The organism is Xylanimonas oleitrophica (genome assembly GCF_003244315.1).
Lineage (GTDB): Bacteria > Actinomycetota > Actinomycetes > Actinomycetales > Cellulomonadaceae > Xylanimonas_A > Xylanimonas_A oleitrophica.
Map to the genome: position 1 here is coordinate 442,043 of NZ_QKWH01000001.1, position 13,601 is coordinate 455,643.

Here is a 13,601-nt window from a genome sequence, read left to right on the forward strand (position 1 = left end):
CCGCCCGGCCCTCTCGGCGTCCCGGAACGAGGTGGGTGCGAGGTGCGCGCGGGTGCGGCCAGCAGGTGCTGGCCTGCGAAGGCACCGCTCTCCGGGTAATCATGGGGCCATGACCGACCCGGACGACGTCTCTGAGCGCCCCGCGACGGAGACGTCGTCACCCCGCCGGACGTCGGTGGCGGCCGAGGCGCTGACGAGCGACCCGCGGGCGGCCGAGCTGGTGGACGCGCTCGACGCCCTGCGCGCACGGCTGGCGGCGCTGCGGCTGCCGCTCGAGACTCCGGGCGCCCCCGCGGCTCGTGCCGACCTGGCGCGCGCCGTCGACCAGCTCGACGACTACCTGCTGCCGCGGCTGCGGGCCGAGCGGGCGCCCCTGCTCGTCGTCGTGGGTGGCTCCACCGGGGCGGGCAAGTCCACGCTGGTCAACTCGGTGCTGGGCGAGCACGTCACCGCCCCGGGGGTGCTGCGGCCCACCACGCGCTCCCCGGTGCTGGTGCACCACCCCCTGGACGCGCGCTGGTTCACGACCGAGCGCGTGCTGCCGGGCCTGGCCCGCGTCACGACCGCCGTGCCCGAACCAGCCGTGCCAGGGCCGGCCGTGCCAGAACCAGCGCACGGTGCTGCGGGCGCCCGGTCTGGCGCGGGGGCGGGGCGCACGCTGCGGCTCGTCGCGTCGGAGGCGCTGCCGCAGGGGCTGGCGCTGCTGGACGCGCCCGACATCGACTCGGTCGAGACGGCGAACCGCGAGCTGGCGGCGCAGCTGCTGGGCGCTGCGGACCTGTGGCTGTTCGTCACGACGGCCGCCCGGTACGCGGACGCCGTCCCGTGGGACCTGCTGCGCACCGCCGCCGAGCGGCACGCCCAGGTGGCGCTGGTGCTCGACCGGGTGGACCCGGGCGCGGAGGCTGTCGTCGAGGACCTGCGCCGCATGACGGGTGAGCACGGGCTGGGCGAGGCACCCGTCTTCGTGGTGCCCGAGGCGGGGCGGGAGGGTCCGGAGAGTCTGGACGGTGGCCTGCTGCCTGAGCGTGCCGTCGCAGAGGTCTCCACCTGGTTGTCCGGCCTGGGCGGCGACCCGGAGGCGAGGCGCCGGGTCATCACGGCGACGCGGGACGGCGTCGTCGACGACCTGGTGCGCCGGGCGGTGCACCTGGCGGACGCCGCCGACGCGCAGGAGGCCGCCGACGCGCGCCTGCGGGAGGCGGCCGAGCGCCATCACGACGACGCGGTGCGCCAGGTGGAGCAGGCGACGTCGGACGGCGCGATCATGCGGGGCGAGGTGCTGGCACGCTGGCAGGACTTCGTGGGCACGGGGGAGTTCTTCCGGTCGGTGGAGAAGGGCGTGGGCCGTGTGCGCGACGCCGTCGGCGCGTTCTTCCGCGGCCGCCCCACGCAGGCGCCGCAGGTGGAGCAGGCGATCGCGCACGGCCTGGAGTCCGTGGTGCTCGACGCGGCCGAGCAGGCGGCCGAGCGCACCTACGACGCGTGGCGGGGCGACCCTGCGGGGGCACCGCTGCTGGACGGCCTGGAGCTGTCGCGCACCAGCGCCAACCTGCGCACGGAGATCGGGGAGCAGGTGCGCGGCTGGCAGGGTGACGTGCTGGCCCTGGTGCGCGAGCAGGGCGCCGCGCGGCGTGGCACGGCCCGGGCGCTGTCGCTCGGCGTCAACGCGCTCGGTGTCAGCCTCATGGTGGTGGTGTTCGCGGCGTCGGCGGGCCTGACGGGGGCGGAGATCGGCATCGCGGGCGGCACGGCGATCGTGGCGCAGAAGCTGCTGGAGGCCGTCTTCGGCGACGACGCGGTCCGGCGGCTGGCGGCGCAGGCCAAGCAGCGGCTCTCGGCCCGCGTCGCGGCCGTGATGACGGGGCAGGCGGCCCGGTACGTGGCCCAGCTCGACGCGCTGGGCACGGCAGAGGCGGGCGGACCAGGGCTGCGGGAGGTCGCGCGCCGGGTCGAGGACGCCGCGGCGCACGAGCGTGCCGGGCGCCCGGAGCGGCCCGCGGGCACGACCCGCCCGTGGACGGGCCGTCTGCTGCGCGGCGCAGGGACGGTGCGGCCGCCGGAGCGCCCGGAGTCGCACCCCGTGCCGGCCGCGTCGCCCGGGAGGGGCGACGTCACGACGGAGACGGAGGGGCGCGACGATCCCGGGTTCTGGGGGCGTCTGTTCGGCCGGCGGGGCCGCGCATGAGCCGCATCGACCTCGCCGAGCGCACGGTGGCGCTCGAGTCGGCCCTGCACGAGGCGTCAGGCCGTCTGGACGAGCCGCTGCTGGACGAGGCACGCCGGGTGGTGGCCCGCGCCCACGAGCGCGGCGGGCTGTCCGCCGAGCACACCGTCGTGGCCCTGGCCGGTGCCACCGGGTCCGGCAAGTCCAGCGTGTTCAACGCCGTCACCGGTGACGAGGTGGCCACGGCGGGCGTGCGGCGCCCGACGACGGCGCACGCCCTGGCCGCGGTCTGGGGTGAGGGCGCCGACCCGCTGCTCGACTGGCTCGAGGTGCCCACCCGGCGTCAGATGACGGCGGGGGCTGCGCCGCCCGAGCCGGAGCCGACGACGGGCCAGACCCGCGGCGTCACGGGCCTGTTCCGCCGGCACCGCACCCCGGCGGGCATCACGTCCGGGTTGGTGCTGCTCGACCTCCCGGACCACGACTCGGTGGTCACCGAGCACCGGGTGCGGGCCGAGCGGCTGGTGGAGCGAGCCGACCTGCTCGTGTGGGTGGTGGACCCCCAGAAGTACGCGGACGCCGCCCTGCACGAGCGGTACCTGCGTCCGCTGGCCGGGCGTGCCGACGTCGTGGTGGTGGCGCTCAACCAGGTGGACCGGCTCGCGCCCGCGGACGCCGAGGCGATGCGCGCGGACCTCGAGCGGCTGGTGGCCGCCGACGGCCTCGCCGGGGCGCGCGTGCTGGCGCTGTCTGCCCGGACCGGCCAGGGGGTCGACGAGCTGCGCGGCCTGCTGGCCGAGGCCGCGTCTCGCCGTGAGGCGGCGACGGCGCGGCTCGTCCTGGACGAGCGGGCCGTGGCCGAGCGGATCGCGGCGGCGTGCGGGGAGGGACCGCCGGAGAAGGCGCAGGAGCGTGCGCAGACCGCCCTCGGGGCGGCGCTGGAGGCCGCCGCCGGCGTCCCGACCGTTGTCGACGCGGTGCGCCGCTCCGCCACCCGGGACGCGCGGGCGGCGACGGGGTGGCCGGTCACGCGCTGGCTCGGGAGGCTGCGTCCCGACCCGCTGCGGCGCCTGGGGCTGCGCCCGGACGAGCTCCGCGTGCCCGCGGGCCGCCCCGACCTGCTGCGCACCTCGCTGCCCGCTGCCCGCCCCGGGGTGCGTGCGGCCTCGGCGTCGGCCGTGCGCGCCTACGTGGACCAGGTGACGCAGGGCGCGCCGGACCCGTGGGTCCTGGCCGCCCGGCGCCGGGTGGCCGACGCCGTCGACCGGCTGCCCGACGCCCTCGACCAGGCCGTGGCCGGCACCGCGATGGAGCCGGCACGCCGGCCGCTGTGGTGGCGGGTGGTCGACGTCCTCCAGTGGTTGCTGCTCCTGGCGGCCGTGGCCGGCGCGCTCTGGCTGGGGGCCGCGTTCCTCACGGCCTACCTCCAGCTTCCGGCCCTGCCGACGCCGGTCCTGACCGTGGGCGGCCGGGCGTGGGGCGGCGAGGGGGACGGCCTGGCCCTGCCCTGGGGCACGGTCCTGCTGGTCGGCGGCCTGCTCGCGGGGGTGCTGCTCGCTCTCGCCTCGCGGCTGCTCGGCGCGGTGGGAGCGCGACGGCGTGCCGCGCGCGCCCAGCGGCGGCTGCGCCAGGCGGTGGCCAAGGTGACCGACACCCACGTGCGTCAGCCGGTGGGCGACGAGCTGGCCGCGCTGGCGCGGTGCCGGGCAGCCGCCCGCCTGGCCGCCTCCTGAGCAGCAGGGAGCGCCGGGGGCAGCCGGCCCCCAGGTGGCGGGGTTAGCCTTCGCTGGTGACTCGCCTGCACGTACCCGTCCACACCCGTTGGTCCGATCTCGACGCCTACCAGCACGTCAACAACGTCGAGATGTTCCGCCTGCTCGAGGACGCCCGGATCACCGCGTTCTGGAAGCACTCGCCGGACGAGGTGGGGGAGTCGTGGCCCACCGCGATCCTGGACACCGGCCCGCACGCCACCAGCCACACCTTCGTGGCCAGCCAGCAGATCGAGTACCTGCGCCCGCTGGGCTTCACGCGCCGGCCCGTGCGGGTCGAGCTGTGGATCGGTTCGATCGGCGGGGCGAGCCTGCAGGTCTGCTACGAGGTGCACGACGGCGCCCCGGGCGGCTTCCCCCGCACAGGGCCGGCGTCCGGCGCCTCTCCGTACGCGAAGGCCGCCACCACCATCGTGGTCGTGGACGCCGCGACGGGGCGTCCGCGCCGCATCAGCGACGACGAGCGCGCCGCCTGGGCTCAGTTCGTCGAGGCGCCGGTGAGCTTCCGCCGCTGAGACGACCGCTGTCTCAGCCCAGCAGGTCGAGCACCTTGCGCTCGGCTGCGGACCGTGTGCGGGTGGGGCCGATCGTCTGGCCGTTCTCCCAGAGGTCGAACAGGCGCGGGTCGATGTAGCTGGAGCGTGCCACGGCAGGAGTGTTGCCGAGCTCCTCGGCGACGTCGCGCACCACGGCGGCCACCACCTTGCGCCGGGCGCGGTCGGACGACGGCGCGGGCCCGGTGTCGGCCAGCGCCCGGGCGGCGAGCACGGTGGCGTGCCAGGTGCGGAAGTCCTTGGGGGTGGCGTCGGGGCCGAGCAGATCCTTGACGGCAGCCTGCACGTCGGCGCTCGTCACGTCGTGCCACGGGCCGTCGTCCTCGCGCCAGGCCAGGAGGTCGGTGCCGCCGGGGCGTCGCTTGAGCGTGCGCACGATCTCGGCCACCACCGCGTCGTCCACCTCGACGTCGCGCAGCTGGCCGCTCTTGGCCGGGTAGCGGAAGTGCACGGTGCCGTCCTGGTGCACCACCACGTGGTCCTTGCGGATGGTGGCGAGCCCGTAGCTGGAGTTCTTCTTCGCGTACACCTCCCCGCCGGCCCGGAAGTAGGCGAGGTCCAGGAGGCGGAAGGCGAGCGCGAGCACCTTCTCCCGCCCCAGGCCGGGCTCGGCCAGCGCACGGGTGACCCGGCGTCGGGCGGCGGGCAGGCGGCGGCCCACCTCGAGCACGTGGTCGTGCTTGCGGCGGCTGCGGCGCTCCGTCCACGCCTGGTGGTACAGGTACTGCCCGCGCCCTGCGTCGTCGTACCCGAACGCCTGGACGTGGCCGTTCGGGTAGCGGCAGATCCACACGTCGCGCCAGGCGGGCGGCACGGCCAGGCGCCGGCAGCGGTCCAGCTCCTCGGCGTCGCGCAGGGGTGATCCGTCGACGTCGAGGAACACCCAGCCGCGCCCGGCCCTGCGCCGACGGTAGCCGGGGGAGGAGACGGAGACGCGGCGCAGTCGGGGCACCGGGACATGGTGGCCGGACGGCGTCGTGCTCGCACCGCGGCCGGCGCGAGCACGACATCGTCAGGCGGGCAGGCGGACCATGCCTTCCTGCGCGATCGAGGCCACCAGCACGCCGTCGCGCGTGTACACGCGGGCGAACCCGAGGCCGCGACCGCCCTGGGCGGTGGGGGCCTCCTGGACGAACAGCAGCCACTCGTCCACCCGGGCGTCGCGGTGCCACCACATGGTGTGGTCGAGGGACGCCATCGGCACCCCGGCACCGACGTCGAGCCACGACCTGCCGGCGCCGCGCAGCACGGGCTCGAGCATGATCTGGTCGCACGCGAAGGCGAGCAGCGCGCGGTGCAGCAGCACGTCGTCGGACCCGACGGCGTGGCGGGCCCGCACCCACACCATCTGCCGGTCGGTGCGGTTCGGGTCCGGCGCCAGGTACAGCGACGTGCCGACGTGCGCGAGCTCGAACGCCGAGTCGTGCGACCACCACCGCGCGGCGGGGTGGTCGATCGAGCCGAGCTGCTCGAACGCGCTCGTGACGTCCTCCGGTGCCGGCACGTCACCCGGCATGGGGCGGGCGTGGTCGTAGCCGGGCTGGTCGGTCTGGAACGAGGCCGTCAGCGACAGGATGGGCTTGCCGGACTGGATCGCGTGGGTGCGCCGCGCGCTGAAGGAGCGACCGTCGCGCAGACGCTCGACGGCGAAGTCGATGGGCACCTCCAGGGCGCCCTCGCGCAGGAAGTAGGCGTGCATCGAGTGCGGCAGCCGGTCGCCCTCGACGGTGCGGCCGCACGCGATGATCGCCTGGGCCAGCACCTGCCCGCCGTACACGCGGTTGGCGAGGCCGGGCAGCGAGCGCCCTCGCCACACGTCCTCCTCCCCGCGCGGGCCCCAGCCCTGCACCTCGCTCAGGTCGAGCACGGCCAGCAGACGGTCCAGCGCGTCGGGCACGGCAGCGCCGGGCGTGCCGGCGGCGTCCGGGGTGGTGGGGGTGGTCCCCTGGCTCACGGTCACTCCTCGAAGGTGTTGATCAGGGAGAAGGCCGCCCGCTCCAGGTAGTCCCACAGCTCGGCCTCGTGCAGCGGCGCGAGGCCCAGCGAGTCGACGGCGGCGCGCATGTGCGCGAGCCACCGGTCCCGGGCGTCGGGGTTGACCTTGTAGGGCGCGTGGCGCATGCGCAGGCGCGGGTGGCCGCGCTGCTCGGAGTACGTCGTCGGGCCGCCCCAGTACTGCTCCAGGAACAGCGTGAGGCGTTCCTTGGCGGGCCCCAGGTCCTCCTCCGGGTACATCGGGCGCAGGACCTCGTCCTCGGCGACGCCCTCGTAGAAGGCGTCGACCAGGCGCACGAACGTCTCGTGGCCGCCGACGGCGTCGTAGAAGGTACTGGGTCTCACCTGCACATCGTGCCAGAACGCGCAGGGCCCCATGACCCGCCCACCAGGGCCGGTGGTCCGGGTGCGCCCCCTGGGGCGTCCGTGGGATGCTGCCGGTGCGAAGCTCCCGCAGGGGCGCCCCCGGCGGGGCGACGGCAGGGCTACGCTGGGCGTGGACCTGCAACGGCGCAAGGGACGGAGATCACCCACATGAACAAGGCGGACCAGATCCTCGAGGCGCTCGGCGGCACCACGAACGTGGTGGAGCTCGAGCCGTGCATCACGCGACTGCGGGTCCAGGTGAGCGACCCGTCGCTGGTCGACGAGCCTCGGCTCAAGCAGTCCGGCGCGTTCGGCGTCGTGCGCTCCGGCCGGGTCATCCAGGTGATCGTCGGTCCCGAGGCCGACGACCTCGCCGCGCAGATGGACACCCTGCTCGCCTGACCTGCTCGCCTGACCTGCTCGTACGACGACGGCGCCCCCGGTCCCACCGGGGGCGCCGTCGTCGTCTCCGGGGTGCTGCCCCGCGCCGCGCTCGGGCCGCGCCGCGGGGTGCGACCGCCGCTCAGCCGCGCATCGGCGACTCCGTGCTCAGCACCCCCGCGGCCCGCAGCTCGCGCTGGGCGGCACCCAGCAGGGCCCGCGAGACGTCCCACTGCTTGGCCGGCCGCACCTGGGCGTGCAGGGTGAACGCCATCGAGAAGTCGGTGACCGAGTCCACCCCGCGCACCGACGGCGCCTCCAGGAAGTGGGGTGCGAGCTCGCCGTCGCCGTGGACGGCGTCAGCCGCCCGCCCGAGGGCGGCACGCACCGTGTCGACGTCGGCGTCCACCGGCACGCGCACCTCGGCGACGGCGCGCGACCACTGCTGGGTGAGGTTCCCGGCCTTGAGGATCTCGCCGTTGCGGACGTACCAGAGCGTGCCGTCGAAGCTGCGCACCTGGGTCAGGCGCAAGCCCACCTCCTCGACCGTGCCCACGGCACCGTTGAGGTCCACGACGTCGCCGACCCCGTACTGGTCCTCGATGAGGATGAAGATGCCGGAGATGAAGTCGCGCACCAGGCTCTGGGCGCCGAAGCCGAGCGCGACACCCACCACACCGGCGGAGGCGAGCAGCGGTCCCACGTTGACGCCCACCGCCGTGAGGGCCATCAGCGCCATCACCGTGCAGATCACGATGTCTGCCGTGGACCGCAGGATCGAGCCCACCGTGCGGGCGCGCTGGGCGCGGCGCTCGCCCGCCGCCGGGTTGGCGAGGGTCAGCGCCTCGTCCACGAAGGCCGGCCGGCGCGCCTTGCGGCCCGCCCGCCTGCTGCCCGCGACCTCCACGGTGGCGACGTCGGTCACACCTGCCGCGATGCGCTCGGTGACGTGCCGGATGGTGCGCCGCACCAGGGCGAGCACGACGACGCCCACCAGGAGGATGAGCAGCACCTGCAGCGGCCAGCCCACGAACCAGTCCCAGAAGGCGACCCCGGCGTCCGCGGTCTCCTGGACCACCTTGACCACGCCGTCCGTGGGGTCCGGCGACGGCCCGGAGGCGGTGGCCACCGGGGCCTGGGGGGCGAGCCTGCTCGGCACCTGGGCTACGAGATCCGTCATCACGGGCCACACGGTAGCGACGGCGTGTGGAGGGCTCGTGACGCCAGGCGCAGCGCGAGGCGGTGATCGCGCAGAGCGATCACGCTGCGCGGGCAGCGCAGAGCGATCACGGTGCGCGGCGGGTACCCGCCGGCCCGGCAACCTGCGCCCGGGCCGGTGCGGTGCGCTGCTGGGCCGCTGGTCAGGTGGCAGTATCGTCCCGTGACCCAGGAGACGACGCCGACCGACGACGTTCCCGCCGACCTGCGCGAGCTCGCCCACCTCCACGGGGTCCGCACCGAGTTCCACGGCTTCGACGGGACCGTCCAGCAGGTGCGCGCCTCCACGCTCGTGGCGGTGCTCGAGGCGCTCGGCGTGCAGGCGGCGTCCCCGCAGCAGGTCTCCCTCAGCCTCGCCCTGGCCCGGGACGAGGAGTGGCGCCACGTGCTGCCCCCCACCCTGGTGGTGCGCCAGGGCGCGCCGTCCACCGTGCCGGTGCACGTCTCGCACGGGGCCGAGGCCCACGTGTGGGTCGAGATCGACGGGGCGGAGCCCCACGCGCTGGCGCGGGCCCGCCGGGAGCGGCGCGACCTGCGCCAGCTCGAGACGTTCGTGGAGCCGCGCACGGTCGACGGGCGCCGCGTGGGCCGTGCCACCTTCGAGGTGCCCACCGACCTGCCGCTGGGCTGGCACTCCCTCCACGTCTCCTCGGAGGGCAGCGAGGCGCGCTCGACGCTCGTCGTCACGCCGCAGCGCCTGACGCTGCCGCCCGCCGTGGAGGACGGCCAGGTGTGGGGCCTGCTCGTCCAGCTGTACTCGGTGCGCTCGCGCACGTCCTGGGGCCTGGGCGACCTGGCCGACCTGGCCGACGTCGCGTGGCTCGCCGCCCACCGCGGCGGAGCCGACTTCGTGGCGGTGAACCCGCTGAACGCGGCCGAGCCGGTCACCCCGATGACGCCCTCGCCCTACCTGCCGACTAGCCGCCGGTTCCTCAACCCGGTGTACGTGCGTGTCGAGGACATCCCGGAGACGGCCTATCTGTCCGCGGCCGACCGTTCCCTCGTGGAGTGGGCGGCCGAGCCGGTGCGGGCCATGGCCACCGACCCGGGCCCCATCGACCGGGACGCGGTGTGGGAGGCCAAGCGCGCCGCACTGGAGGTCGTGTTCACCGCCCCGCGACGGGCGGCCCGCCAGGCGGCGTTCGAGGCGTTCGTGGCCGAGCAGGGCCCGGGGCTGCGCGACTTCGCGACCTGGTGCGCGATCACCGAGCACCTGGCGGGGCAGGAGTGGCCGGCGGAGCTGTCCTCGCCCGACTCGCCGGCGGTCGCGGCCCTGCGCGAGCAGCTCGCCGAGCGCGTGGAGTTCCACTGCTGGCTCCAGTGGGTGGCGGACGAGCAGAAGAGCACCGCCCAGCGCATCGCGTGCGAGGCGGGCATGAAGATCGGGGTCATGCACGACCTCGCGGTGGGGGTGCACCCGTACGGTGCCGACGCCTGGGCCAACGGGGCCTACCTGGCTCGCGGCGTCGAGGTGGGCGCACCGCCGGACATGTACAACCAGCAGGGCCAGAACTGGTCGCAGCCGCCGTGGAACCCGCGCGCCCTGGAGCGCGCCGGGTACGCGCCGTACCGCGACATGCTGCGCACGGTGCTCCGGCACGCCGGAGCCCTGCGCGTCGACCACGTGCTCGGGCTGTTCCGCCTGTGGTGGATCCCGGGCGGGTCGCGCGCCTCGGCCGGTGCGTACGTCACCTACGACCACGAGGCGCTCGTCGGCATCTTGTGCCTGGAGGCGCACCGCGCCGGCGCCGTCGTCGTGGGTGAGGACCTGGGCGTGTTCGAGCCGTGGGTGCGCGACTACCTCGCCGACCGCGGCATCCTGGGCACCTCGGTGCTGTGGTTCGAGCAGGAGGAGGGGCGGCCGCTGCCGCCCGAGAGGTACCGGCACCTGACGATGGCGTCCGTGGGCACGCACGACATGCCGCCGGCCGCCGGGTACCTCGCCGGGGAGCACGTGGACCTGCGCGAGCGGCTCGGGCTCCTCACCGAGCCGGCCGCCGTGGTGCGCCAGCGTGCCCGCACCGAGCGGGACACCTACGTGCAGGCTCTGACCGAGCGCGGGCTGCTCGGCGAGGACCCGTCGGAGCGGGAGGTCGTCGAGGCGATGCACCGCTACCTGCGTGCCGCCCCCGCGGCTCTGCTGGGCGTGCAGCTCGTGGACGCGGTGGGGGAGCGGCGCTCGCAGAACCAGCCGGGCACCGACCAGGAGTACCCCAACTGGAAGGTGCCGCTCGGAGACTCGAACGGCACCCCGATCCTCCTGGAGGACCTGTTCGAGTCGCAGCGGCTGCGCAGCCTCGTCGCGGCGCTCAACGCCTCGCGGTAGCGCGCTCGCACTCGGACGTGCAGGGAGGGCCAGGACGATCGTCCTGGCCCTCCCTGCACGTTCACGGCCGTCAGGAGGCCGCGCCGGCCTCCGCCGCGTCGACCCGCTGCGCCACCAGGGCGCGCTCGGTGTCGGCCAGGTTCTCCACCACGAGGCGGCGCAGCGCCGGGGCCGCGTCCGCGTTCGCCTCCAGCCAGCCGCGCACGGCGTCCCGCAGCGCCACCGACGCCACCGGGGCGGGGTAGAGCCCCGCGACCAGCTCCTCCGACATCTGGTAGGAGCGCGACTCCCAGATCGGCAGGAGCGCGTCCACGTACCGCTGCACCATCGGCTCCAGCAGCGCCGGGTCGGTCACGCGGCGGAACCCGAGCGCCGTCTGGCGGATGATCGCGTTCGCCACCTCCGGGTCGTCCACGATCGAGGCGAACGCCGCCTCCTTCGCCTCGACCGACGGCTTCGAGGCCCGCACGCGGGCGGCGGCCTGCCTGCCCGTCGCCGTGTCGTCGGCGGCCAGCGTCGCGTCGATCTCGGCGTCGTCCGCCGCACCGAGCTGCACCAGGCCCTGCAGCAGGTCCCAGCGCAGGTCCGTGTCGACCGTCAGGCCCTCGAGGGTGAGCGTGCCGTCGAGCAGGGCGCGCAGCGGGGCCCCGTGCTCACCGGTCACCGCCTGGGCGGCGAACGCCCGCACGAGCTGCAGCTGCAGGTCCGACCCGGGTGCGGCCTGCTGCGCCAGCGCCCACAGCTCGTCGGCCACGCGCACCGCGTTCGCCGCGCGGCGCGCCGGGTCGGCGTACGCCGTCGCAGCGGTCGCAAGCTGCGAGAGCACCACCGACACCGTGGTCGACTCCGTCTCGGCCCCGACGTTGCCCAGCACCAGGTCCACGAACGAGGACGCCGGGGTCTCGCCGTCGCGCACCGCGTCCCACGCCGACACCCACACCAGGCAGCGCACCAGCGAGTCGCTGATCCGCGAGAGGTGCTCCACGGCGAACGCCAGCGAGGCCTCGTCGAGCCGCACCTTGGCGAACGCCAGGTCCTCGTCGTTGAGCAGCACCAGGCCCGGGCGCTCGCGGCCCACGAGCTCCGGGACCTCGGTGCGCTCGCCGTCGACGTCCACCATCACCTGGTGGGTGCGCACCACGGTGCCGTCCTCGCCCAGGTCGTAGAACCCGATGCCGAGGCGGTGCGGACGCAGCGTCGGGTGCTCCTCGGGTGCCGACTGCAGCACCGCGAACGAGCGGATCACGCCGTCGGTGTCGACCTCCAGCTCCGGCCGCAGCGTGTTGGTGCCGGCCGTCTCCAGCCACGCCCTGCTCCAGGCCTCCAGGTCGCGGCCCGAGGTCGCCTCGAGCTCCACCAGCAGGTCGCGCAGCTCCGTGTTCGAGAACGCGTACTTGCGGAAGTACGCCGCCAGGCCCTTCATGAACTCCTCGCGGCCCACCCACGCCACGAGCTGCTTGAGCACCGAGGCGCCCTTGGCGTACGTGATGCCGTCGAAGTTGACGTACACGTCCTCCAGGTCGTTGATCGGCGCCACGATGGGGTGCGTGGAGGGCAGCGAGTCCTGCCGGTAGGCCCACGTCTTCTCCGACGCGGTGAAGGTGGTCCAGGCGCCCGTCCACTCCGTGGCCTCCGCGGTGGCCAGCGTCGAGGCGAACTCCGCGAACGACTCGTTGAGCCACAGGTCGTTCCACCACTTCATGGTGACCAGGTCGCCGAACCACATGTGCGCCAGCTCGTGCAGGATCGTCACGACACGGCGCTCGCGGCGGCCGTCGGGCACCTGGCTGCGGAACACGTACGACTCGGTGAACGTGACGCAGCCGGGGTTCTCCATCGCGCCCATGTTGTACTCGGGCACGAAGAGCTGGTCGTACTTGTCGAACGGGTACGGGTACTCGAACGTCTTCTCGAAGAAGTCGAACCCGGCGCGGGTGACGTCCATGACGTACTCGGCGTCCATGTACTGCGACAGCGAGGCGCGGCAGAACACGCCGAGCGGGATCGTGCGCCCGTCGGTCGAGGTGAGCTCGCCGCGCACCACGGCGTAGGGGCCCGCCACCAGGGCCACGAGGTAGGTGGAGATGCGCGGGGTCGCGCCGAACGTCCACGTGGCCGTGGGCTCCGGCTCGCCACCCTCGAGGACGACGGCGCTGCCCGCCGGCTCCGGCTCGGGGGTGGGCTGGTTGCTGACCACCTGCCACCGCTGCGGAGCGGTGACGGTGAGCCGGAAGGTGGCCTTGAGGTCGGGCTGCTCGAACGTGGCGAACACGCGCCGGGCGTCGGGCACCTCGAACTGGGTGTAGAGGTACACCTCGCCGTCGACCGGGTCCACGAACCGGTGCAGGCCCTCGCCGGTGTTGGTGTACGCGCAGTCCGCGACCACCACCACCTCGTTCTCGGCGGCCAGGCCCTCCAGCGCGATGCGCGAGTCCGCGAACACCGCCGCCGGGTCGAGCTCGCGCCCGTTGAGCGTCACCGAGCGGACGGCGGGGGCCACCAGGTCGAGGAAGGTGCTCGCCCCCTCCCTGGCGCTGAAGCGGATCGTGGTGGTCGACGCGAACGTCGTGGGGCCGGTCGTCAGGTCCAGCGCGATCGCGTAGGACTCGACGGCGGTGACGACGTCGGCGCGCTCGGTCGCCTCGGCGCGGGTCAGGTTCTCTCCGGGCACGGGTACTCCTCGTTCTTGGCACCGCGGACCGGGGTGGCCAGCGGGGCGGCGTGCGTGCGGGCCCCTTCGGCGCGACCCGGCGTCGATCCTCTCACTCGCGGCCCCGCGAGACGGTGCGCCGAGGGTCCCGCGCGCCGGGCGCGTTCGACGT

At 75.0% G+C, this 13,601-nt stretch carries 10 protein-coding genes; 5 read left to right on the plus strand and 5 right to left on the minus strand.

All coding sequences use genetic code 11. The annotated features are described in order from the left end of the window. Nucleotides 1-109: 109 nt before the first annotated feature. The 3 genes from DNL40_RS02095 to DNL40_RS02105 are packed head-to-tail and all read left to right on the plus strand — an operon-like array spanning nt 110 to nt 4,454. Nucleotides 110-2,188, plus strand: a complete 2,079-nt coding sequence (locus tag DNL40_RS02095) for a dynamin family protein (protein ID WP_111249549.1) — start codon at nt 110-112, stop codon at nt 2,186-2,188. After that, nucleotides 2,185-3,900, plus strand: coding sequence for a GTPase (locus DNL40_RS02100; protein ID WP_111249550.1), 1,716 nt, complete (start codon nt 2,185-2,187; stop codon nt 3,898-3,900). The genes DNL40_RS02095 and DNL40_RS02100 overlap by 4 nt, the downstream gene beginning before the upstream one ends. A 56-nt stretch (nt 3,901-3,956) precedes the next feature. After that, complete coding sequence (locus DNL40_RS02105) at nt 3,957-4,454, plus strand: acyl-CoA thioesterase (protein WP_111249551.1); 498 nt, start codon at nt 3,957-3,959, stop codon at nt 4,452-4,454. 13 nt (nt 4,455-4,467) lie between these two features. On the opposite strand, the gene DNL40_RS02110 is transcribed toward DNL40_RS02105, so the two are convergent. From DNL40_RS02110 to DNL40_RS02120, 3 genes are read right to left on the minus strand one after another with little or no spacing between them, the layout of a single operon-like run. Next, on the minus strand, nt 4,468-5,445 hold the full coding sequence (locus DNL40_RS02110; protein ID WP_111249552.1) for a DNA topoisomerase IB: 978 nt from the start codon (nt 5,443-5,445) through the stop codon (nt 4,468-4,470). A 60-nt stretch (nt 5,446-5,505) separates the two neighbouring features. Further along, a complete protein-coding gene (locus tag DNL40_RS02115; protein ID WP_111249896.1) occupies nt 5,506-6,447 on the minus strand; it encodes an acyl-CoA thioesterase in 942 nt (313 codons plus the stop codon). Nucleotides 6,448-6,449: 2 nt separating this feature from the next. Continuing rightward, complete coding sequence (locus DNL40_RS02120; RefSeq protein ID WP_111249553.1) at nt 6,450-6,833, minus strand: globin; 384 nt, start codon at nt 6,831-6,833, stop codon at nt 6,450-6,452. A gap of 81 nt (nt 6,834-6,914) precedes the next feature. On the opposite strand from DNL40_RS02120, the gene DNL40_RS02125 reads away from it, so the two are divergent. Then, a complete protein-coding gene (locus DNL40_RS02125) occupies nt 6,915-7,256 on the plus strand; it encodes a PTS sugar transporter subunit IIB (protein ID WP_281268412.1) in 342 nt (113 codons plus the stop codon). A 121-nt stretch (nt 7,257-7,377) separates the two neighbouring features. On the opposite strand, the gene DNL40_RS02130 is transcribed toward DNL40_RS02125, so the two are convergent. Next, on the minus strand, nt 7,378-8,415 hold the full coding sequence (locus DNL40_RS02130) for a mechanosensitive ion channel family protein (RefSeq protein ID WP_111249555.1): 1,038 nt from the start codon (nt 8,413-8,415) through the stop codon (nt 7,378-7,380). A 201-nt stretch (nt 8,416-8,616) separates the two neighbouring features. Here DNL40_RS02130 and malQ point away from each other — a divergent pair, with 201 nt between their 5' ends. Beyond that, nucleotides 8,617-10,779, plus strand: coding sequence for a 4-alpha-glucanotransferase (malQ, locus tag DNL40_RS02135; RefSeq protein WP_179950887.1), 2,163 nt, complete (start codon nt 8,617-8,619; stop codon nt 10,777-10,779). Nucleotides 10,780-10,849: 70 nt separating this feature from the next. On the opposite strand, the gene pepN is transcribed toward malQ, so the two are convergent. Further along, nucleotides 10,850-13,450, minus strand: a complete 2,601-nt coding sequence (gene pepN / locus DNL40_RS02140) for an aminopeptidase N (protein ID WP_111249557.1) — start codon at nt 13,448-13,450, stop codon at nt 10,850-10,852. Nucleotides 13,451-13,601: the final 151 nt, after the last annotated feature.

Bases quoted from the DNA above. Each gene is read 5' to 3' on its own strand.
- DNL40_RS02095 (WP_111249549.1), top strand. From the start codon at position 110: ATGACCGACCCGGACGACGTCTCTGAGCGCCCCGCGACGGAGACGTCG.
- DNL40_RS02100 (WP_111249550.1), top strand. From the start codon at position 2,185: ATGAGCCGCATCGACCTCGCCGAGCGCACGGTGGCGCTCGAGTCGGCC.
- DNL40_RS02130 (WP_111249555.1), bottom strand. From the start codon at position 8,415: ATGACGGATCTCGTAGCCCAGGTGCCGAGCAGGCTCGCCCCCCAGGCC.